At 75.9% G+C, this 21,235-nt stretch carries 17 protein-coding genes and 1 pseudogene; 9 read left to right on the top strand and 9 right to left on the bottom strand.

What is annotated here, in order from left to right; translation table 11 throughout:
* The first annotated feature begins 137 nt into the window (after positions 1-137).
* The gene (gene tmk / locus ACFV4G_RS29000) at positions 138-3,554 is read left to right on the top strand and encodes a dTMP kinase (protein WP_380445070.1); all 3,417 of its coding nucleotides are present in this window, start codon (positions 138-140) and stop codon (positions 3,552-3,554) included.
* 191 nt (positions 3,555-3,745) lie between these two features.
* On the opposite strand, the gene ACFV4G_RS28995 is transcribed toward tmk, so the two are convergent.
* The 3 genes from ACFV4G_RS28995 to trpD all read right to left on the bottom strand — a co-directional run bounded on the left by ACFV4G_RS28995 (position 3,746) and on the right by trpD (position 8,297).
* A complete protein-coding gene (locus ACFV4G_RS28995) occupies positions 3,746-3,931 on the bottom strand; it encodes a hypothetical protein (RefSeq protein WP_380445069.1) in 186 nt (61 codons plus the stop codon).
* A 23-nt stretch (positions 3,932-3,954) separates the two neighbouring features.
* Positions 3,955-6,849 (bottom strand): type 2 lanthipeptide synthetase LanM family protein, encoded by a 2,895-nt coding sequence (locus tag ACFV4G_RS28990; protein ID WP_380445068.1) that lies wholly within the window; start codon positions 6,847-6,849, stop codon positions 3,955-3,957.
* A gap of 359 nt (positions 6,850-7,208) precedes the next feature.
* The gene (gene trpD, locus ACFV4G_RS28985) at positions 7,209-8,297 is read right to left on the bottom strand and encodes an anthranilate phosphoribosyltransferase (RefSeq protein ID WP_380445067.1); all 1,089 of its coding nucleotides are present in this window, start codon (positions 8,295-8,297) and stop codon (positions 7,209-7,211) included.
* Positions 8,298-8,564: 267 nt separating this feature from the next.
* On the opposite strand from trpD, the gene ACFV4G_RS28980 reads away from it, so the two are divergent.
* Positions 8,565-9,953 carry a pyridoxal phosphate-dependent decarboxylase family protein gene (locus tag ACFV4G_RS28980; protein ID WP_380445066.1) on the top strand — a complete coding sequence of 463 codons (1,389 nt, stop codon included), beginning with the start codon at positions 8,565-8,567 and terminating at the stop codon, positions 9,951-9,953.
* 12 nt (positions 9,954-9,965) lie between these two features.
* Here ACFV4G_RS28980 and ACFV4G_RS28975 read toward each other — a convergent pair whose 3' ends face one another.
* Positions 9,966-10,628 carry a TetR/AcrR family transcriptional regulator gene (locus tag ACFV4G_RS28975; RefSeq protein WP_380445065.1) on the bottom strand — a complete coding sequence of 221 codons (663 nt, stop codon included), beginning with the start codon at positions 10,626-10,628 and terminating at the stop codon, positions 9,966-9,968.
* Positions 10,629-10,844: 216 nt separating this feature from the next.
* On the opposite strand from ACFV4G_RS28975, the gene ACFV4G_RS28970 reads away from it, so the two are divergent.
* Positions 10,845-11,573 (top strand): DUF2306 domain-containing protein, encoded by a 729-nt coding sequence (locus tag ACFV4G_RS28970; RefSeq protein ID WP_380445064.1) that lies wholly within the window; start codon positions 10,845-10,847, stop codon positions 11,571-11,573.
* Positions 11,574-11,629: 56 nt separating this feature from the next.
* Here ACFV4G_RS28970 and ACFV4G_RS28965 read toward each other — a convergent pair whose 3' ends face one another.
* A complete protein-coding gene (locus ACFV4G_RS28965) occupies positions 11,630-12,175 on the bottom strand; it encodes a DinB family protein (protein WP_380445063.1) in 546 nt (181 codons plus the stop codon).
* Positions 12,176-12,276: 101 nt separating this feature from the next.
* Between ACFV4G_RS28965 and ACFV4G_RS28960 the strand changes: the two genes are divergently transcribed.
* Complete coding sequence (locus ACFV4G_RS28960) at positions 12,277-13,245, top strand: helix-turn-helix transcriptional regulator (protein ID WP_380445062.1); 969 nt, start codon at positions 12,277-12,279, stop codon at positions 13,243-13,245.
* Positions 13,246-13,260: 15 nt separating this feature from the next.
* On the opposite strand, the gene ACFV4G_RS28955 is transcribed toward ACFV4G_RS28960, so the two are convergent.
* Positions 13,261-14,598, bottom strand: coding sequence for a PLP-dependent aminotransferase family protein (locus ACFV4G_RS28955; RefSeq protein ID WP_380445061.1), 1,338 nt, complete (start codon positions 14,596-14,598; stop codon positions 13,261-13,263).
* 114 nt (positions 14,599-14,712) lie between these two features.
* Here ACFV4G_RS28955 and ACFV4G_RS28950 point away from each other — a divergent pair, with 114 nt between their 5' ends.
* The 3 genes from ACFV4G_RS28950 to ACFV4G_RS28940 all read left to right on the top strand — a co-directional run bounded on the left by ACFV4G_RS28950 (position 14,713) and on the right by ACFV4G_RS28940 (position 17,267).
* Positions 14,713-15,483, top strand: a complete 771-nt coding sequence (locus tag ACFV4G_RS28950) for an enoyl-CoA hydratase-related protein (RefSeq protein WP_380445060.1) — start codon at positions 14,713-14,715, stop codon at positions 15,481-15,483.
* Positions 15,484-15,553: 70 nt separating this feature from the next.
* The gene (locus ACFV4G_RS28945; protein ID WP_380445059.1) at positions 15,554-16,624 is read left to right on the top strand and encodes a redoxin domain-containing protein; all 1,071 of its coding nucleotides are present in this window, start codon (positions 15,554-15,556) and stop codon (positions 16,622-16,624) included.
* Positions 16,625-16,646: 22 nt separating this feature from the next.
* Positions 16,647-17,267 (top strand): TetR/AcrR family transcriptional regulator, encoded by a 621-nt coding sequence (locus tag ACFV4G_RS28940; protein WP_380445058.1) that lies wholly within the window; start codon positions 16,647-16,649, stop codon positions 17,265-17,267.
* A 133-nt stretch (positions 17,268-17,400) separates the two neighbouring features.
* Here ACFV4G_RS28940 and ACFV4G_RS28935 read toward each other — a convergent pair whose 3' ends face one another.
* Positions 17,401-17,805: an ASCH domain-containing protein gene (locus tag ACFV4G_RS28935; protein ID WP_380445057.1), complete on the bottom strand. Its 405-nt coding sequence runs from the start codon at positions 17,803-17,805 to the stop codon at positions 17,401-17,403.
* 138 nt (positions 17,806-17,943) lie between these two features.
* Positions 17,944-18,831: a LysR family transcriptional regulator gene (locus ACFV4G_RS28930; RefSeq protein WP_380445056.1), complete on the bottom strand. Its 888-nt coding sequence runs from the start codon at positions 18,829-18,831 to the stop codon at positions 17,944-17,946.
* A 201-nt stretch (positions 18,832-19,032) separates the two neighbouring features.
* Between ACFV4G_RS28930 and ACFV4G_RS28925 the strand changes: the two are divergent.
* Together ACFV4G_RS28925 and ACFV4G_RS28920 are read left to right on the top strand one after the other, a co-directional pair.
* Positions 19,033-19,557 (top strand): annotated as a pseudogene (locus ACFV4G_RS28925) (DUF6817 domain-containing protein); the annotation flags it as partial.
* Positions 19,558-19,671: 114 nt separating this feature from the next.
* Complete coding sequence (locus ACFV4G_RS28920) at positions 19,672-20,526, top strand: ketopantoate reductase family protein (RefSeq protein ID WP_380445089.1); 855 nt, start codon at positions 19,672-19,674, stop codon at positions 20,524-20,526.
* Between the two features lie 129 nt (positions 20,527-20,655).
* On the opposite strand, the gene ACFV4G_RS28915 is transcribed toward ACFV4G_RS28920, so the two are convergent.
* The coding region (locus ACFV4G_RS28915) for a DMT family transporter (RefSeq protein WP_380445055.1) at positions 20,656-21,235 on the bottom strand (580 nt) is incomplete at its 5' end.

Here is a 21,235-nt window from a genome sequence, read left to right as displayed (position 1 = left end):
GGGCCGTGCGAGGGCGGTGGCGGGACCGTTCGGGGACGGCGGGTGTGTGTGCGGGGATCGTCACAACCCGGTGATGAGCCCGATCCGGAACGTCGTTCGTCTCTTTCCGGCCAACCCCCGACCGCTACGCTGACCGTATGACGAGCGAGGAGCAGCCCACCCCCAGCGCCGCCCCGGCCGCCAGAGCCGCCATGCCCGACCTGCCCGAGGTCGCGCCCGCCGGAACCCCGGTGGAGCGGGCCCGCGCGCTGCTGCGCACGCGGTCCTACCGGCGGCTGTGGACCAACCAGCTGATCGGCGGCACCGCCGACCGGCTCGGCCTGCTGGTGCTGCTCGCGCTCACCGTGATCGCGGCCGCCCTCGGCGGCGGGTTCGGCGAGCTGCCGCGCAGCCTGGCCTTCGCCGTCGCCGGGGTCTTCGCCGCCCGGCTGGCGGCCACCCTGATCGCCGGCGTCCTGCTGCTCGGACCGGTGCACCGGCTGGTCGCCGGCAAGCTGGACCGGCGCTGGACGCTGTTCGGCGCCGACGCGCTGCGCGCCCTGCTGATCGGCGTCGCGCCGTGGTGGATCGTGTGGCTCGGCTCCGGCCCGAAGCCGTCCGGCGCCGCCACGTACGTCCTGCTCGCCACCGTCTTCGTGACCGGCGCCGCCGAGCGCGTGTGGGCCGTCGCCAAGGACGCGGCCGTCCCCGGCCTGCTGCCGCCCGCCGACCCGTACGCCCCCCTCGCCGAGCAGCGGCCGTCCGCGGCCCACCTGGAGACCGTCCGGAGCGTTGACCGGTTCACCGGCTGGGTCTGCCTGCCGCTCGCCGCCGTCGGCCTGGTCGGCCTCACCCTGCTCAACAACATCTTCGCGGCGCTCGGCTCGGACTGGCTCCGGGCCCACCAGGTGACCTTCGCCGCCCTCGGCGCGGCCGGCCTGTTCACCGCCTCCGCCGTCCGCGGCTACCTCCAGCAGCTGGCCCTCGGCGCGGTCACCGCCGCCCCGTACTCACCGCTGCAGGGCCTGCGCGCCCCGACCGACGCCACCCCCGGCCCCGCCCTCAAGAAGGGCCGCACGGGCGGCGCCCCCTACTTCACCTTCGCCGTCGCCGCCGCCTACGCCTCGATGGCCGGCGTCGCCGCCCTCGCGCTGCTCACCGCCGTCGAGCACCGGGCCGGGCCGATCGGCTACGGCCTGCTCGTGCTCGCCGCCACCGGCGCGCCGGCCGCCGGCGTCCGGCTCACCCGGGCCACCCTGCCCGCCCTCTCCCGCCGCCGGCTGCTCGCGCTGGCGCTGATCACCGAGGGCGTGACCCTGATCCTGGCCGGGCTCGTGCTCGACTACGTCCTGGTCCTCCTGCTCACCGTGCTGGCCGGCCTCGCCGCCGGGATCGTCGTCTCGGCCGGGCGCACCCTGCTCGCCCAGGAGGTCGAGGAGGCCCGGCTGCCGAAGGTCACCGAGCACCTGTACGCGGTGCTGCGGGCCGTCGTCGGCGCCGCGCTGGTCGCCGTCCCGCTGATCGCCGGCGCCTACGGCGACGTCGAGTACGGCACGGTCGAGCCCGGCTCGTTCACCTTCATCCACGGTGGCGCGGCCCTCGCCGTCGCCACCGCCGGCCTGCTCACCCTGGTGCTGGCCGCCGTCGTGCTGGTCAAGACCGACGACCGGCGCGGCACCGCCCCGTTCGGGCGCGACCTGGTCGACGCCGTGCGCGGCGGCAGCGGCCCGGCGGCGCACCGCACCACCGGCACCGGTTTCTTCATCGCCCTGGAGGGCGGCGACGGCGCCGGCAAGTCCACCCAGGCCCAGGCGCTCGCCGAATGGATCCGCGGCAAGGGCCACGAGGTCGTGCTGACCCGCGAGCCCGGTGGCAGCCCGGTCGGGCAGCGGCTGCGCGGCCTCGTCCTGGACGTCGGCAACACCGGCCTCTCCCACCGCGCCGAGGCCCTGATCTACGCGGCCGACCGCGCCGAGCACGTCGAGAATGTCATCCGTCCCGCCCTCGCGCGCGGCGCCGTCGTCATCACCGACCGGTACATGGACTCCTCCATCGCCTACCAGGGCGCCGGGCGCGACCTCGCCGCGACCGAGGTCGCCCGGATCTCCCGCTGGGCCACCGGCGGTCTGGTGCCCGACCTGACCGTCGTCCTGGACGTCGACCCGACCAAGGCCCGGGAGCGCTTCACCGAGGCGCTGGACCGGCTGGAGTCCGAGCCGACCGAATTCCACCAGCGGGTCCGGGCCGGTTTCCTCGCCCTCGCGGCGGCCGACCCGGCGCGCTACCTGGTCGTCGACGGCAGCCAGGCGCCCGGCTTCGTCACCACCGCGATCCGCCACCGGCTCGACCGCGAGCTGCCCCTCTCCGAGAAGGAGAAGGCCGCCCGCGTCGAGCAGGAGCGGCTCGCGCGGGAGGAGGCCGAACGGCGCGCCGCCGAGGAGGCCCGCAAGAAGGCCGAGGCGGAGGCCGCCGAGCGCAAGCGGCAGGAGCTCCTGGAGCAGCTGCGGGCCGAGCAGGCGGAGAAGGAGCGGCTGGCCAAGGAGGAGGCCGAGCGGGTCGCCGCCGAGGCCCGCCGCAAGGCCGAGGAGGAGGCGCGGCGCCGCGCCGAGGAGGAAGCCCGCCGACGGGCCGAGGAAGAGGCGCGCCGCAAGGCCGAGGAGGAGGCCCGGCTCGCCGCCGAGGCCGCCGAGCGCAAGCGGCTCGCCGCCGAGGCGGCCGCGCAGGCGGAACTCCAGCGGCAGCGGGAGCTCCAGCGCGAGGAGCAGCGCCGCCGTGCGGAGGAGGCGCTGCAGCGCGCCGAGGAGGCCCGGCTGGCCCAGGCGGCCGCGCTCGCTGCGGCTGCGGAGGCCGCTGCTGCGGCTTCCGCTGCGGCCGAGACGGCGGCGGGGCGTGCGGAGGACGCGGCTACCACTCAGCTGCGGGCGCCTAAGGGCTTGGGTGCTCAGGGTTCGGGTGCTCGGGGTTCGGCCGAGGAGGTCGACGAGACCACCCGTGAGCTGTCCTTGCGGGATCGGCAGTCGGCTGCGGAGCAGACTGCGAAGCTTCCGGCGGTTCCGGCTGCTCCGCCCGTTCCGCCTGTTCCGCCCGTTTCGGCGGACCAGACCGCTGTGCTGCCCCGGGTGTCGGGCGGCCCCGCTGCGACGGACGAGACCGCCGTGCTGCCGAAGGTGCCGGCCGACGAGACCGACCGGACCGCAGTGCTGCCCAAGGTCGCGCCCGGCCGGGCCGAGGACCGGGTTCCCCCGGGCCTGTGGCGCGAGGAGCCCGCGGACACCACCCGCGAGCTTCCGGTGGTCGGCGAGGGGCAGGCCCCGACCGACGCCGCAGAGCCGCGCCGGCGGCCGGACTGGGCCGAGGAGACACCGATGGACGACCTCCCGAGCCTCACCGACACGCTGCTCGGCTCGCGCGATGAGTGGTCCCACTGGGAGCGGGGCGGCGGACCCGGCCAGGACCCGCAGGTTCCGCGTGGTGGTGCGGGTGCGGGCGCGGGTGCGGGCGCTGGCACCGGTTCCGAGGGCGATGGTGACGACCAGGGCAAGGGCAAGGGGCGCCGCTGGGGGCGCCGGAGCTGATCCTGCGCTGCGGGTTCCGCTGCGCGGGGCTTGGTGGCGGGGCATGGGCTTTCGGGTGGGTGGGGTTCGCCGGGGGTGGCGGAGGGGGTGCGGAGGTGAGGGGGTGGGGTGGGTGCATCGGTGCGGGTGTGCCGACGGCCGGGGGCGGGGGGCTCTGGGCTCCCCGGCTCCGGCCGTCGGGTGAGTGGTGGCTAGCGGAAGGTCACCGTCTCGATCGTGCACTTGCCGCGGTCGCGGGTGCCCATCAGTTCGGCGCGGCGGGTGAGCAGGCCGGTGGTGGTCGGGCGGAGGCGGATCGCGCCGATCGGGTCGTCCTGGGCCGCTTCCTGGGCGACGATCGGCGACGTCCGGCGACGGACGGTCTCGTGGATGTCCATGGCTCTTCCTCTCGTTCGGGGGGTCACGGCGTCCGGTGTGACGGCCGTGGTTCGATCGGCGCTCGCAGGAGCAGCGCCGAAGGCGTGTGGTCGGGGAACCCGAGCCGCAGCAGCCCGTGGCCGATGCCGGCCAGGCCGGTCAGGAGGCCGGGGGCCGGGACGGCGGACGGGGTGCCGCAGACCGGGCCGGCCCGGTCGAGTGCGGCGAGCAGGGCGGTGGTGCGGGTGCCGAGGGCCGGGTCCTTCACGTGGGCGAGCAGTTCGAGGACGCCGAGTTCGCCGTGGCACGGGCTGTGGGTGGGGAGTGGGCCGGCTGCGGCCGTGCGTTCGGTGGTGGTCTTGACGTGGTGGCTGAGGTGTTCGTCGGCCGATGCGGCTCCGCTGTCGGCGAGGGCGAGGGCGATTCCGGGCGTGCCTTCGCACCACGTCGACCGGGGGGTCGGCGAGGTGGCGGCGGCGTGCAGTGCGGCCAGCCCGGCTCGCTTGTGTTCCGTGCTGTCGTCCTCGGTCTCGGCGAAGCGGAGAAGTGCCCATCCGATGCCGGCGGTTCCGGTGGTGAAGCCGTGCTGGGTGGGCAGCGTGCGGGAGAGCAGCGCGTCCGCGCAGCGGCGGGCGCCTTGCCGGGCTTCGGCGGTGCCGACGGCCAGGAGGGCGGCGAGGCCACCGGCGGTGCCCTCGGCGAGGGTGGGGGAGTGTTCCGCTTCGGCTGCTGCGGCGGTCAGTTGGACGGCCGGGGCGAGCCAGGCGGCGATCTCGTGGTCGTCCAGGAGGACGGCGAGCCGGCTCAGCGCGTAGGTGAGGCCGCCGAGGCCCGTGAACGCGCCGGAGCCGATCAGTGGCGGTTCCGCGGGCCGGGCCGTGAGTCGGTCGAGGAGTTCGGGCACCGGGCGCAGGGCCTGGCGGGCGGCCTCGGCGTAGCGGTCCCCGCCGGTGAGCTCGGCGAGTTGGGCGAGGAACAGGGCGGGGCCGGGGTAGCCGCCGCCCAGGTCCGCGCCGGCGGGGGCGGGCTGCCAGTAGCGGTCGCCGAGGAGTTCGAGGGTGATCCAGTTGATTCGGCCGGTGGTGCGGTGGGCCTCGTCGAGGAGGGTGTCGCCGATCCGGCGGGCGGCGTTCAGGAGGTCGGCGGGGGAGGGGGGTCGGGCGCCGGGGCGGGGAGTCCTGGGCGGGGTGGGGGCCGGCTGGTGGGGCGGGGTGGCCGAGCGGCTCGTCATGGCCGCGCGGATGATCCACTCCTGGTGGGGGCAGGGTTGCCCGAGCCGCTCCCCGACCCGGTCGAGGCCGGGGCGGTCCAGTGCGCCGCGCACGCGCCTGCCCTGGCCGGTCCACAGGTCGGCCGTTCCCGGGCGGGTGGTGAAGACGGGTACGTCGCCGTTCCAGAGCTCTGCCGCTTCGTCGTCGGCCAGCCCGGTCCAGCCGGGGTGGTCGGTGCCGTCCGCGAGGGCGTCCCGGAGCAGGGCGTCCCGGTCGGCCGCGTCCTTCAGGAGGCCGGGGTGGGTGGACTCGTCGAGCAGCGTGGCGTAGTCGGCCGTCGCGCGGACGACGACGCGGGTCTCGTCGTCGGCGAACGCCGGCAGGAGGGCGAGCAGTCCGTCCCTGTCGTCGGCGAGGATGCGGCGGGCCAGGCGGTAGCCGTCGAGCAGGGCGTCGGCGTGGTCGGCCGGGTCGGCGTCCGTGCCGGCGAGGGTGGGGCGGTTGGCGCCGCCGTGGAGTTCGCCGGGGTGGCGGGCGAGCCGCATCCGGTCGGTGCCGGCCTCTTCCCACCGCACGGACTCCCCGGGCACGGTGGCTCCGGCGTCGCCGCCCAGCCCGGAGGCGTCCACGGCCTGTTCGTCACCGAGGATCAGGCGCGGCAGAAGGCCGGTCCGGTGCACCGAGGCGGCGAGGGCGACGGCCGCCGGGTCGACGGACTCCTCGGGCCGCTGCGGTGCGGGCGGGTGGAAGAGGGTTTCGAGGTCGACCGGTACGGGGTGGTCCGCGCACGCGATGAGGTTCTCGAAGTGCAGGTCGGTGCAGTCGAAGGCGTGCAGCAGCGCGAGCCACGCGCCCTGCCGGAGGTAGAAGCGCTCGACGTCCCGGGGCGTCGCGCACGGGCGGCGGTCGACGAACTCCGTCCAGCCGTAGCCGCCCCGGGAGACCAGGGCGACGGCGCGCAGACCGGGCGAGCCGGGCTGGGCGTTGAACCGGTCGATGACGGCGTTGAAGTGGCGGTGGGTCCGTAGGGAGCGCGGCTTGTACACGACCCGTTTCGTGGTGGTGAAGCCCAGTACGGCGACGGTGCGGCCGCGTCGGTGCTGGTCGCCGGTGCGGTGGACGGCGGTGAGCGGGCCGGGGTCGGTGCCGCCGAGCAGCGTGGTGACGATGTCCGCCCGGTCGGCGGCGAACCGGTTCAGCAGGTCGGTGAGTGCCTCGGTGGCGGCCAGGCAGGTCTGCGCGAGGATCCTCGCCAGGACGGGGTAGGTGTGGAAGAGGCCCGAGAGGCCGGACTGGTGGGCCGTCGCCTTGATGTAGGAGCGGAAACGATTCTCTGGGGTGGCGCCTGGCAGCCGGCCGTTCGTCCGGGCGGCGTGGAGTTCCAGGACGAGCGTGCGGGCGGCCTGCCGGGTGAGGGCGTCCGCGAGGTCGTCGGCGAACCGGGCGCGGATCGCGGGGAGGTCGGCGAGCTCCGGCGGGATCGCGGTGCGCACGCGGGTCAGCGCGGTCCGGACGAGCGGCGCCACGACCGGGCGGAATCCGGTGGTTCCGGGGAGCGGTCCCGTGGGTGTCCGCGGTGCCCCGGCGCCGGCGACCGCTTCTTCGACGAAGGCGGCCCACGCGGGGCGGCCGTCACGCGCGGGCTCGCCGGGGCGCAGGCCCGGCTCCCACCAGCGTCCCGTCAGGGCCGTGGCCGTGGCCGTCGCGTCGCTCGGAGGAGTGGTCACGGCACAGAGCGTGTCAGCCGGAAGACGGTTCGCACAAGAGTTTGATCAAGCCGGGTGGGTGCGGGGGATCCCGGGGCGCGTAAGAACATGGGGGCCGGTCCCCCATGTGGGGGTGGGGGCCGCGTGCCCAGAATGGCGATCGCGGCCGCGGTTCTCCGCTTCCGTTCCCGGCCAGGCCGTCTCCGATCAGGGCAGCGGCGGCCTCCGGGGCGGCACCACAGGTGGACGGTTCGCCCGCGTGGGGGCGGGGGTTCCGGCCCGGGGGGAGCCGGAACCCGCCGGCCACCCGGCGCGCGGACGTCGCCCGCCCTCCCCCCGTGGGGCGGGCGATGCCCTCGCGCCGGGTGGCCGAATCGCCGCTATCCGGCCGTCCGCACGTCCCGGACCGCCGTCAGCCATCCGTCGAGCGTCTTCAGCGCGGCCCCCGACTCCACGGCCTGCCGCGCCTCGTGCAGGGCGGCCGGGAACCGCGGCACCACCCGGCCGGGCCGGGGCCGGGCGGCGATCAGGGCGGCCGCCGCGTTGAGCAGGACGGTGTCCAGCACCGGGCCGGTCGCGCCCGCCAGGAGCTCCCGCAGGACGCGCGCGTTGTGCTCGGGGCCGCCGCCGACGAGCGCCCCGGCGGGCGCCGGCGCGAGCCCGAGGCCGGCGGGATCCAGCCGTTCCTCCGTCACGGTGCCGTCCTGGACCGCCCAGATCCGGGCCGGTGCGGTCGTCGTCAGCTCGTCCGTCCCGTCCTCGGAACGCACCACGAGGGCGGAGGTGCCCCGCTCGGCCAGCAGGCCGGCGATCGCGGGCGCCGCCCGCAGGTCGGCGACGCCGACCACCTGGTGGCGCGGCCGGGCCGGACCGATCAGCGGCCCGAGCAGGTTGAACGCGGACGGCACGCCGAGCGCGCGGCGCACCGGGGCGGCGTTGCGCAGCGCCGGGTGGAAGACCGGCGCGAAGCAGAACGTGATCCCGGCCCGGCGGGCGACCTCGGCGACGGCCGCGGGCGGCAGGTCCAGCGGGATGCCGAGCGCCTCCAGGACGTCCGCGGTGCCGCACTTGGAGGAGGCCGAGCGGCCGCCGTGCTTGACGACGGGCACTCCGCAGGCGGCGACCAGGACGGAGGCCATGGTGGAGATGTTGACGGTCGAGCCGCCGTCGCCCCCGGTGCCGGCGAGGTCGACGCACCGGCCGCCGTCGACGTCCAGCGGCACCGCGTGGTCGAGCGCGGCCGCGACCAGGCCGGACAGTTCGGCGGCGCTCTCGCCCTTGACCCGCAGGCCCATCAGGAAGCCCGCGAGCTGCTCCGGCCGGAAGTCGTCGTCCAGTACGCGCTCCATGGCCCACCGCGCCTCGTCGGCCCGGAGGTCGCGCCCGGCCGCCAGGGTGGCGAGCAGACGCGGCCAGGTGAGGGCCGGGGTGTGCGTGGCCGTGCTGCGTGTGAGGGTCCTGTTCTCCACTGGTTCGCCGTCCTTGGCGTCGAGTCCAGCGGGGGCCCGGGAAACGCAAATCGGCCGCCCACCGGACGGCCGATACATGACGCGCTGCGCTGTCAGGCCACCCGATCGGGGGCCCACCAGGATCCGCGGCACGTCGTCATGGCGGTCATGCTAGCCCATGCCGCGGGCCCGGGGCAGGCCACTCGGGTGGAATTGGACCGGGACGGCCGGTGCGCCGGTCGATACGCTCGGGGCACAGTTGATCTTCCCCGCCACGGAGTTGACCCCATGCACCCTGAACTCGCCGCCGACCTGGACCGGTTGCCCGCGCTGCTGGAGGAGACCCGGCAGCGGGCCGTCGCCTTCCTCGGCGGTCTCGACGAGCGTCCGGTGGTGACGGCGCTGGAGGAGCCCGCGCCGGTCCGGCTGGGGGACGGCGGGGGGATCGGGCTGCGCGCGGCGCTGGCGGAGTTCGGCGAGCGCTGGGAACCGCGGCTGAGCGCGAGCGCCGGGCCGCGCTACTTCGGGTTCGTCACCGGCGGCGCGACCCCGGCGGCCCTCGCGGGGGACTGGCTCACCGCCGTCGCCGACCAGAACTCCAACTCCTCGCTCGACCCGGCCGGTCAGCACCTGGAGCGCGAGACGGTCGGCTGGCTGCGCGAGCTCTTCGGCCTCTCCGACGCGCACACCGGCACGTTCGTGAGCGGCGCCACCATGTCGAACACCGTCGGCCTCGCGATCGCCCGCGAGTGGCTGGGCGAGCGCCTCGGCGTGGACGTCGCCGAGGACGGCGCCGGCGCGCTCGGCCGGGTACGGGTGCTGTCCGCCAGTGCGCACTCCAGCATCGCCAAGGCGCTGTCCGTGCTGGGCCTCGGCCGCTCGGCGCTCACCGCCGTGCCGACGCTGCCGGGCCGTGAGGCGGTCGACCCCGCGGCGCTGGAGCGGGCGCTCGCGGAGGCGGACGGCCCGTGCGTCGTCGTGGCCAACGCGGGCACCGTGAACACCGTCGACTTCGACGACCTGCGGGCGATCGCCGCGCTCCGCGAGCGGTACGACTTCTGGCTGCACGTGGACGGCGCGTTCGGCGCCTTCGCCGCCCTGACGCCCGAACACGCCGGTCTCGTGGCCGGGTTGGACCTCGCCGACTCCGTCTGCGTCGACCTCCACAAGTGGCTCAACGTGCCCTACGACAGCGCCGTGCAGTTCACCCGCCGCCGCGACCTCCAGGCACGCGTCTTCCAGAACTCCGCCGCCTACCTCGGCTCTCTCGGCGAGCACCCCGACCTCGTCCACCTCACCCCCGAGAACTCGCACCGACTGCGCGCCCTCGCCGCCTGGTTCACGCTGCGCGCGTACGGGCGGGCGGGCCACCGCGAGATCGTCGAGCGCTGCGTGGCCGGGGCCCGGGCCCTCGGGGAGGCGGTGGCCGGGATCGACGGGCTGCGCCTGCTCGCGCCGGTGCGGCTGAACGTCGTCTGCTTCACGCTCGCCGACGACCCCACCGCCGAGCGGCTCGCCGGCCTGGCCGCCGGGGTCGCGGGGGAGGCCTTCTTCACGCCGACGCGCTACGCCGGGGTCCCGGCCCTCCGCGCGGCGTTCAGCAACTGGCGTACGACGGAGGCGGACGTCCGCCGGACGGTCGCGGCGCTCGCGAGGTCGGTGGCCGAGTCGGCCTGACAGCGGATCGCTTCAGCCCGTCGCCGGTGCGGTGGTGAGGCCGCGGACGACGAACGCGACGCCGTCGGTGAGGGCGGACTCCCGTTCCTCCTCCGGGAGTTCGGCGTAGGGGCCGAGCAGGAGCAGGGCGAGGCCGTGGACGCCGGCCCAGGCGTTGAAGGTGGCGGTCGCGGCGGGTCCGGCGAGGAGGCCGGCGGCGTCGAGTGCGGCGAGGGCCTCCTGGAGGATCGCGAAGGGGCCGCGCCGCACCCCGTCGCCCTCGTCGTCGGGGGCGGGGTCCTGCCCGCTGCGCTCGGGGGCCCGGGTCTTGCCGCCGGTCGGGAACGCGGTGGCGAACAGGCCCGGCTCGGCCAGGGCGTAGCGGATGTAGCCCTCGCCCACGGCGGTGAGGCGGCCGGCGGCGTCGAGCCCCGGGTCGGCGGCGGGCGTGCGCCGTTCCAACTCGGCGTCCATGGCCTCGGCGAGGCGCCGGCGGGAGTCCCGGGCGACCTCGTCGACGAGGTCCGGCAGGGCGGAGAAGTGCCGGTAGGCCGCGTTGGGCGAGACGCCGACCCGGCGCGCGGTCTCGCGCAGCACGATGGTCGAGGGGCCGCCCTCGCGCGCGAGCTCGACGCCGGCCCGCACGAGGGCCTCGCGGAGGTTGCCGTGGTGGTAGCCCGCTCGCTGTGAATCCATGCCCGATGTTAACAGCGTGAACACGTCGACCGGGCCGGGCCCGGCTCTCCTCGTGAACCCGCTTGTGCTGCACAGTTGTTGGGGTGCGGGACAGCACGTTCGAATAAATGTTGACGCCGTCCACATGCGCGCGTAAGTTCACAGTGTCCACATTGGGGGACGGGTCGCGCCGGCCCCCTGCCCGGGGACGCTCCACCGACCAGAACGGGGACACCCATGACCAGCACCACGGCTCCGCCCGCTGTCGCCCCGACCGAGGGGACCGGCCCCGCCGGAGGCGGCCGCTTCCCCTGGACCGTCGTCCTCCTGACCTCCCTGGGGATCGTCGGCTACGTCGTCGCCACCTACGCCCAGGCCGGTCTGCCCCTCGACGGCTCGCGCGGCGGCCTCGCCGCCACCTACGCCGAGCGCCCCCTCGGCATCCAACTCGCCTTCTACGTCCACATCGTGACGGCCTCGGTGGCGCTGTTCGTCGGCCCGCTCCAGTTCTCCGCCGCGCTGCGCCGCCGCTCCCGCGCGGTCCACCGCTGGACGGGCCGGGTGTACCTGGCGGGCGTCGGCCTCGGCTCGCTGGCCGCGTTCGTGATGTCCTTCGTCAGCTCGATCGCCTTCGACGGCTTCTTCGGCTTCGGCAGCCTCGCGGTGCTGTGGGCGTGGACGACCTGGCGCGCCTACCGCGCCATTCGCGGGGGCGACCTGCCGAACCACCGCGCCTGGATGATCCGCAGCTTCGCCCTCACCTACGCCGCCGTCACCCTCCGTGCCTGGCTCGGCGTCCTGATCCTCCTCCAGACGCTCACCGCCGACGGGCCCGTGGACGGCACGCACGTGTTCGACACCGCGTACGCCGTCCTGCCCTTCCTCGCCTGGCTCCCCAATCTCGTCGTCGCCGAGTTCCTGATACGCCGCCGCGGCCTCCCCTCCTACCGCATCACCCCGGTCTGACCGGCGCCCGCCCGTAGCCGGGCCGCAGCCGATCACGGCTGCGGCCCGCCGGACCGTCAGCCCATGCTCTTCGCGCCGTCGATGGCCTCGCGGATGATGTCGGCGTGGCCCGCGTGCTGGGCGGTCTCGGCGATGACGTGGAACAGGACGCGGCGCGCGGACCAGGCCTCGTCCTTGAACCAGGGGGCCTTCGGAAGCGGCTGGATCGCACCCAGGTCGGGCAGGGTGGCGACCAACTCGTCCGTGCGGGCGGCCACTTCCCGGTACGCGGCGAGCATGCCCGCCAGGGTCTCGCCGGGCAGCATGCGGAACTCGTCGGCGCGGCGGGCGTAGTCCTCCGCGGTGAAGGACGAGAAGTCGGGGAACGCGGACGGGCCGTCGACGATGAAGTTCGCCCACAGCTTCTCGACCACCGTCACGTGCTTGATCAGGCCGCCCACGCACAGCTCGCTGACGGTGGTGCGCTCCCCGGCCTGCTCGTCGGTCAGGTCGCGGGCGGTGAAGCTCAGGAAGTGCCGCTGCTTGGCCAGCGCCACGAGGAGGTCGGCGCGCTCGCCGGTGGTGTCGGTGGCCTTGTCGACGGCAGTGGAGGTGGTGGTCATGGTGATCGCCTTCCGTGTTGCTTCCTGCTCCCTCGGACAAGAACCACAGTAGGGACCATTGCGGCCACTTCCTGACCTGAATTGCGCGCAGAATTGGAGCCATGGCGAACACCAGCACCCGCACCCTCCGGCTGCTCTCCCTCCTGCAGACGCACCGCTACTGGCCCGGCGAGGAGCTCGCCGAGCGGCTCGGCGTCTCCGCCCGCACGCTGCGCCGCGACATCGACCGGCTGCGCGAGCTCGGCTACCCCGTCGAGGCGCAGCGCGGGGTCGACGGCGGCTACCAGCTCGCCGCGGGCGCCGCCCTGCCGCCGCTCGTGATCGACGACGAGGAGGCGGTCGCGCTGGCGGTGGGTCTCCAGGCGGCGGCGGAGAGCCCGGTGGAGGGGATCGCCGAGGCGTCGGTGCGGGTGCTGGCGAAGGTGGTGCAGGTGATGCCGGCCCGGCTGCGGCGGCGGGTGGAGGCGCTGCGGGCGATGACGGTGCCGGTCGACTGGGGCGGCCGCCCCGCGGCGGCGGTGGACCCGGACGGGCTGACGGTGGTGGCGCTGGCCTGCCGGGACGCCGAGCGGCTGCGCTTCTCGTACACGGCGGCGGACGGCCGGCGGGCGGACCGGCACGTCGAGCCGCACCGGCTGGTGTGCCTGGACCGCCGCTGGTACCTGGTGGCGTACGACCTCACCCGGCAGGACTGGCGCACCTTCCGGCTCGACCGGCTCACGGCGCCCGAGGGCGGCGGCGGCCGGTTCGCCCCGCGCGAGCTGCCGGCCGCCGACGCCGCCGAGTTCGTCCGGGCGGGCGTCAACGGCCTGGTCCGCCCGTACCGGGTGGAGGCGGTGGTGGCCGCGCCGGCCGGGGGCGTGCGCGAGCGGATCGGCCGGTGGGGCGCGGTCGAGGAGGTGGACGAGGGGCGCTGCCGGATCGTGATGGCCGCCGACGACCTCAACTGGCCGATCATGGCCCTCGGTTCGCTCGGCGCGGAGTTCACCGTCGTCGAGCCGCCCGAACTGGTCGAGCGGCTCGGTGAGTGGTCCTCCCGCTTCGGCCGGGCGGTCCGGGCCTCGCGGTAGTGCCGTGGCCGGGCGTCACGGCGGCGGGATGGACTCGATCGTCCTGCGCAACCGCCCCAGCACGTCGCCGAGTTCGTGCCGTGGCGGGGTCGCCAGGGCGAGGCGGAGGGCGTGCGGCACGTGCGGGCCGGTGGCGAAGGCGTCGGCGGTGGAGACCAGGATGCCCTCCCGGGCGAGCAGGTCGGCCACCTGGTCCGGGCGTTGGTGGGCCTCCAGGGTCAGCCACACCGCGTACGACGACGGGTGTGCGGTGATGTCCATCCCGGCGAGTTCGGCCCGGGCGATGGCCTGGCGGGCGGCGGCGTCCTCGCGGCGGTGGCGTTCCAGGCGGGCGACCGTGCCGTCGGCGATCCAGCCGGTGGCGAGCGCGGTGACCAGGCCCGGGGAGCCCCACGCGGCGGCGCGCAGCGCGGAGGCGGCGGGCCGCAGGAGGTGCTTGGGCACGACGGCGAAGCCGAACCGCAGGCCGGGGGCCACGTTCTTCGACAACCCGGCCACGTAGCAGGTCCGTTCGGGCGCGAGGGCGTGCAGCGGGGGAGGGGGTGCGGGCTCCAGGAACGCGTACGTGCCGTCCTCGACGACCACGAGGTCGCGGGCGGTCGCGATCGCGGCCAGCCGCTCGCGCTGCCGCTGGTCGAGCACCCAGCCGAGCGGGTTGTGGACGGTGGGGATCGTGTAGACCGCGCGGACCCGGCGGGCCCGGCACAGGCGGTCGAGCGCGTCGAGGTCCGGGCCGGCCGGGGTGACCGGGACGGGTGCGAGGTCGAGGCCGTGGGCGGCGGCGAGCAGCTTGATGCCCGGGTAGCCGAGCGCGTCGACGGCCAGGACGTCGCCGGGCCGGGTGAGCGCGCGCAGTACACAGTCCAGCGCCTGCTGGGCGCCACTGGTCAGAAGCACGTTCTCGGGGGTGGTGTCGACACCGCGCCCCAGCAGGTAGGTGGCGACGACCGCCCGGTCGTGCCGGTGCCCGCCAGGCGGGTCCTGGCGCAGCAGGGCCTCGGCGTCGCCGGAGGCGGCGAGGGCGCGCAGCGCGTGGCGGAGGTCGTCGCCCTGGCCGGGGGCGAGCGGCTGGTTGAACGAGAGGTCGGCGAGGCGCGGCACCGGGAGCGTGCGCGAGGGTTCGACGCCGTCGTAGCCGCTGCGGACCCGGACGAACGTGCCGCGGCCCTGTTCGCCCACCACCAGCCCGGCGGCGGCGAGTTCGGCGTAGACGCGGGTCGCGGTGGCGAGGGCGACGCGGCGCTCGCGGGCGAGTTCCCGGTGGGTGGGCAGGCGGGTGCCGGGCGGGAGCGCGCCGGAGCGGATCGCGGCGGCGTACTCGTCGACGACGGCCTTGTAGGCGGGCGGTCGCATGGGCCTGTGCCTCCCGTGGGTACCCAGGTGTATCCAGGACAATGAGTGGATTGTCCTGCACGGCGCTCCCTAGCCTCGGTCCCGACCGCAGCCAGGCGCAAGGGAGCAGCCGCAATGACCGTCCGCACCGTCCGGGTGGCCCGTGACGCGCACGTCGTGACCCTCACCATCGACCGCGAGGCCAAGCTCAACGCCCTCGACTACCCGACGATCGACGCGCTGCTCGACGAACTCGCGCGGATCGACGCCGACGACACCGTCCGGGCCGTGATCCTCACCGGCGCCGGGACGCGCGCCTTCAGCGCGGGCGCCGACATCCCGTCGCTGGCCGGCAGCATCGCCGGCGGGACGGAACGGGCGCTGCGCGAGGTCGTGCGGCGCGGGCACGCGCTGACCCGGCGGATCGAGGAGTTCCCGAAGCCGATCGTCGTGGCCGTCAACGGGCTGGCGTACGGCGGGGGCTGCGAGATCACGGAGGCGGCGCCGCTGGCGATCGCGGCCGGGCACGCGACCTTCGCCAAGCCGGAGATCACGCTGGGCTTCCCGCCGCCCTTCGGCGGCTCGCAGCGGCTGCCGCGGCACGTCGGGCGCAAGCGCGCCCTGGAGATGATCCTCACCGGGGACCCGGTCCCGGCGGCGCGGGCGGCCGAGCTGGGGATCGTGAACGCGGTCGTGCCGGCGGAGGAGTTGATGGACGCGGCCCGGCACCTGGTCGACCGGATCGTCCGGCACGCGCCGACGGCGGTCGCCGCCTGCCTGCGGGCCGTCACGCGCGGGATCAACCTGCCGATCGACGAGGGACTGGCCGTCGAGGCGGCCTGGTTCGCCGCGACGGTGCCGACCGACGGGGTCCGGGACGGGCTGAAGCGTTTCCTGGACCGCTGAGGGGTTGCGGTCCCCGAAATAACGCCGTTATTCTCAAGTAACGGCGTTATTTCGATCGAGGAGGCGTGCGATGAGCGGCACCGTCGAGCTGACGATCCTGGACGACCACACCGAGACCCGCGTCGCGGCCGACCTGCGCCCCGCGCCGGACGGCGCGGACCCGCACGTCTGGCTCGCCCACGCGGACGTCGAACGCGCGCTGGGCTTCACCCGCAAACCGCAGGGCTGGTGCCGCGGCGACGTCTGCGTCCCGGCGGCGGCCGTCGCCCGGTTCGAGGACGCCGGCCGCCTCGACCTCACCGCCTTCGCCGCCCTGCTCGGCCGCCCGGTGGCCGCCGAGCCCGCCGCCGGCGTCCTCGCCCTCGGCGCCTCCGCCGCCGACCGCTCCGCCGCCCTGGCCGCCGGCGAGGCGCCCGACTTCTCGCTCCCGGACGTCCACGGCACCCGGCACGCGCTGAGCGACCTGCGCGGGCGCAAGGTCGCGCTGGTCTTCTGGGCCTCCTGGTGCGGCTGCCGCTACGACCTGCCCACGTGGGAGCGCCTGCACGCCGAACTCGCCGCCGACGGCTTCTCCGTGCTGAGCGTCGCCGTCGACCGCAGGACCGAGGACGCCGCGCCCTGGATCGCCGAGGCCGCGCCGACCCACCCGGCGCTGATCGACGTCGACGGCCGGGTCGCCGACCTCTACCAGCTGCTCAACGTCCCCACCGCGGTCTGGATCGACGAGGACGGCCGCATCGTCCGGCCCAACGACACCCAGTTCGCGACCGACCTCTTCCGCTCGATGAGCGGCCTCGACTCCGGCCTGACGCTCGACGCGCTGCGCCGCTGGGCGGCCACCGGCGACCCGGGCGTCGACCCCGCCGCCGTCGCCGCACTGACCGAGCCGGGCACCCCCGCGCGCCAGCGCGCCCGCACCGAGGCCGCACTCGCCCTGTGGCTGCTGCGCCACGGCCACCCGGGCGCCGCCGAACGGCACTTCGCGACGGCCGCCGACCTCGCCCCGGAGGACGTCACCACGTGGCGCAGCGCGATGCCGCTGCTCGGCGTCGACCCGATGGGCGACGAGTACTTCGCCCGCCGGGCCGCGCTGGAGGAGGCGGGCGTGCCGATCTACCGCCCGCTGCCGGAGCGCGGTTAGGGCGTACGGGAGAATCGTCCGCATGCCCGCCAAATCACCCACCGGCGCCTTCGCCCGGGCCCAGGCCCTGGGCGAGGCCGCGCTGCGCACCGCCCTGCTGGACATCGCCGCCGGCCTGCTCGCCGCCGAGGGCCCGGCCGCGCTGAGCATGCGCCGCGTCGCCGCCGCCGCGGACTGCTCGACCACCGTCCTGTACCGGCACTTCGGGGCCAAGGACGGCATCACGCGGGAGCTCTACCTGGAGGGCTTCGCCCGGCTGCGCCGCCGCCTGGACGCGGTGCCCCGCGGCGACGACCCGGCCGCGCACCTGGCCGCCCTCGGCCGCGCCTACCGGGCCAACGCGCTGGAGGAGCCCAACTTCTACGGCGTCATGCACGGCGAGGGCGTGCCCGGCTTCGTCCCGGACGACGAGTGCAGGACGGCCGCCGCGACGAGCCTCGACGTGCTGCGGGAGGCGGCGCGGGCGTGCGTCGAGGCGGGCGTGCTGCGGGCGGACGCGGACGTGGACGAGGTGACGGACACGCTGTGGGCGGCCGCGCACGGCGTGATCAGCCTGGAACGCGGCGGCCACTTCCCGGGTGCCCTCGGCGAGCAGCGCTTCCGGACGCTGACGCGGGCGGCGGTGGGGGCGTTCCTGCCGTAGGGCGGTGGCGGCGTGGGGCGGTGGCGGCGTGTTGGCGGTGTGGGGCGTTGCCGACGTGGACGTTGGCGGTGTGGGCGCTGGCCTCCTTCGCCTGAGCGCAGCTGCCGGTCCGGGGCCCCGCGCCCGGGGCGGATCAGTCCTCGGCGACGAGGCGGAAGGCCAGGCAGACGACGGGAGTGCGGTCCTCCACCGCGGTGCCGAGGCGGTCCCAGTACCGCCGGTGCCCGGCGCGCCACTCCTCCAGTGAGGTGAAGCCCTCTCCCTCGGCCTGCGCGTGTCCCCAGGTCACCTCGCCGAAGGGCTTCACCTCCACGCCCGTGATCTCGATGGCGGCGACGAACCGTCCCTGGTCGTCCACCAGCGCCAGGCGTTCGCCGGGGTACTCCAGGCCCTCGGTTTCCTTGGCGTAGTCGTCCAGCAGGCCGGTGGTGGCGGTCTTGTGCCCGGCCAGCGCCAGGGAGTTCAGCTCCGCCCGCATCCCGTCCGGAGTGCCGAGCTCCATCGACCGCATGCCGTTGACCCTGGGCCACATCTGCATCACCTCTCCCGGGCGCCCGCCCTCGGGCGGATCGTTCCCACTTCTAGCAGATCCGCTTGCCGCCCGGACGGGTATCCGCGGCAGACCGCCGCCGGGTCTGCCCGGTCCGCCGGTCCGCCCGGCCCGCGCGGCGCGCGCTCACGTCCCGCAGTGCTCGGCGACGGTGTCCGCGAAGGCGCGGGCCGGCGGCGAGAGGGTGTCCCAGCGGCGGACGGCCCAGCCGGCGGTGAGCGCGGGGAGGGCCGGCAGCGGGATCAGCCGCAGGCCGGGGTGGCCCGGGCCCTGCCACTCGGGGAGGGCGGGCACGACGGCCTGGCCGAGGCCGAGCTCGGCCAGCAGGATCGCGGTGTCCCAGTCCGCGACGCTGGTGTCGAAGACCGGCCGGATGCCCGATCCGGCGAGCCAGGAGTCGAGCTGGGAACGCGAGACGGAGTTCTGCGGCAGCCCGATGAGGCGGGCGTCCTGGAGGTCGACCGGGTCGACGTGGGTGCGGCCGGCGAGCGGGTCCCCGGCGGCGACGGCGAGCACCCAGGGCATTTCGACGACCGGCCGCTGCTCGATCCCGCGCGCGGGCGCACCGAGCGAGATCCAGGCGAGGTCGACGCGGCCCGCGGCGAGCGCCTCGAAGCAGCTGCGGCTGGACACCTCCGTCTGGAACTCCAGGCTCACCCCCGGGAAGCGGCGGCGGAAGTCGACGACGGCCGCGGACATGAAGTGCCGGATGCTGGTGGCGCCGGTCGTGATCCGCACCGATCCGCCCTCCCCGCGGGCGAGTTCGTCGATGCCGCGCAACGCGTGCTCGATGCCGCCGAGGCTGTCGACGGCCGCCGCGCGCAGCAGCTGCCCGGCCTTCGTCGGCACGACGCCGCGCGGGTGGCGTTCGAGCAGGACGACGCCCAGCTCCCGTTCGAGCCGCTTCACGTGCTGGCTGACGGCGGACTGCGTGCAGGACAGCCGGCGGGCGACGGCGCTGAGCGAGCCGGCCCGGCACACCGCGGCGAAGACGCGGAGATCGTCGAGGGTCACGGCGGCCACCGTACGTCGTTGCGGACCCAAGCTTTCCCTTGGGGGTTCCCCAGTGAATCCGTGGATTGACTTGGATGTCCGCGCGGCTCGATCATCGCTGCAGGGCCCAGGGCGGCAACCCGCCCGCTGTCCTCGCGCGTTCCGGACGCAAGGCGGGGCACGGCGGGTGCCGACCCACAATCCCCCGAGAGGAACACCGAGTTGACGATCGACCATGCCGTCTCCTTCCTGCGCTCGCTCGGCGCGGCCGAAGTACCGCACCCAGGCGGCACCCTGCTCGCCCACCTGGAACGCGTCCGCCTCCGGCTCGCCGACTGGGGCGCCCGCCCGGACCTCCAGCTCGCCGGGCTCTGCCACGCCGCCTACGGGACGGACGGCTTCCCCACCGCCCTCCTGCCGCTCGACCGCCGCTCCGACCTGGCCGCCGTGATCGGCCCCGGGGCCGAGCGGATCGTCCACCGGTACGCGAGCTGCGACCGCCGCGCCACCTACCCCGGACTGCCCGGCCCGGACGCCGCCTTCCACGACCGCTTCACCGGCCGCGCGCTCACCCCGGACCCGTCCGAGCTGCGCGACTTCGCCGAGCTGACCGCCGCCAACGAGCTCGACCTCGCCCGGACCGACCCGGCCTTCCGCGAGCGGTGGGGCGCGGACCTGCTCGCCCTGTTCACCCGGCTGCGGCCGCTCCTGAGTCCGGCCGCGTGGGCGGACTGCCGGACCGTCCTCGGCCCCGAAGCCGCGCCCGGCCCCGGCGCAGCGGCCGCCACCGCGCGCACCCCCGCCCCGGCTCCCGCGACCGCCGCTCCCTCCGGTCCCGACGGCCCCCGCCGGACGGTCGCCGTGCTCGGCCCCGGCGGGGTCGGCGGGCTGCTCGCCGCGCTGCTCGCGCGGGCCGGGCACCGGGTGATCTGCCTCGCCGGGGAGGCGACCGCCGAGGTGCTGCGCCGGGACGGGATCCGGGTGCGCAGCGCCCAGTTCGGCGAGTTCACCGCACCCGTGGAGGCGGACACCGCGCTGCGCGAGTCCGTCGACCTGTGCCTGGTGACCGTCAAGCACACCCACCTGGCGGAGGCGCTGGAGCGGGTGCCGCCCGCCCTCGTCGCCGACGGACTGGTGGTGCCGCTGCTCAACGGCATCGAGCATCCGGCGCGGCTGCGCGCGCGGTTCGGGGCGGAGCGGGTCGTCGGGGCCGTCGTCCGGGTCGAGTCGGCCCGGGTGGCGCCGGGCGTGGTCGAGCACGGCAGCCCGTTCACCGAGATCGACCTCGCCGGTCCGGCCGACCGGCTCGACGCGGTGGCGCGGCTGCTCGACGGCGCGGGCGTGCGCACCCGGGTGAGCGAGGACGAACCGGCCGTGCTGTGGGCCAAGTTCGCGTTCCTCGCGCCGTTCGCGCTGCTCACCACCCGGTACCGGAGCCCGATCGGGAGCGTCCGCACCGATCACCGCGCCGAGCTGGAGGCCCTCGTGGCGGAGGCCGCCGCCGTCGCCCGCGCGTGCGGGGCCCCGGCGGATCCGGCGAAGTCGCTGGCGCTCTACGACGCGTTCCCGCCCACCGCGAAGTCCTCCATGCAACGCGACGCCGAGGCTGGCCGCCCCCTGGAGCTCGACGCCATCGGCGGAGCCCTCCTCCGCGCCGCCGCCCGCCACGCCGTCCCCGTCCCGCTCGCCACCCGCCTGGTCGCCGAGCTGGGGTGACGGTCACGCCCGGCCGGTCCGGACGGCCTGCCGCAAGGCCCGCCCGGTCCGGCCGGTGCCTGCCGCCAGGTCCGCCCGGTGCGGACGGCGCCCGCCGCTAGGCCCGCCCGGCCCGGCCGGCGCCCGCCGCTACGCCCGGCCGGTGCGGACGGCGCCCGCGCTCGCGGCCATCACCAGGGCGACCGCCGCGCACTGCGACGCCGACAGGGTCTGCCCCAGCACCAGGAAGCCGGCCAGGGCGCCGACCGCCGGGGCGAGGCTCATCAGCACCGCGAAGGTCGCCGCCGGCAGGCGCCGCAGGGCGAGCACCTCCAGGGCGTACGGCAGGCCGGAGGAGAGCAGTGCCACGGCCAGCCCGAGCGCCAGCACCGCGGGGTCGAGCAGGGCGGTGCCCGCGGCGGCGATCCCCAGCGGCAGGCTCATCAGCGCCGCCACGGCCATCGCCACCACGAGCCCGTCCAGGCGCGGGAAGCGGGCCCCGGAGCGGGAGTTGAGGACGATGTACGCCGCCCACAGGGCGCCGGCGGCGAGCGCGAACCCGGCGCCCGTCAGGTCGAGCCGCTCGAAGCCGTCCCGGCCGAGCAGGAAGACGCCCGCGAGCGCGAGCGCCGCCCACACCAGGCTCACGGCCCGTCGTTCGGGGCACCCCGCCCGCAAAAGCGGGCCACGCCACACCACCACCCACCCGGGGCCCAAAAGGAGACAGTAT

Origin of the sequence: Kitasatospora sp. NPDC059747 (assembly GCF_042732955.1) — a bacterium.
GTDB lineage: Bacteria > Actinomycetota > Actinomycetes > Streptomycetales > Streptomycetaceae > Kitasatospora.
The sequence above is the reverse complement of the archived record's forward strand: the minus strand, read 5'-3'. Positions and strand labels throughout refer to the sequence as shown.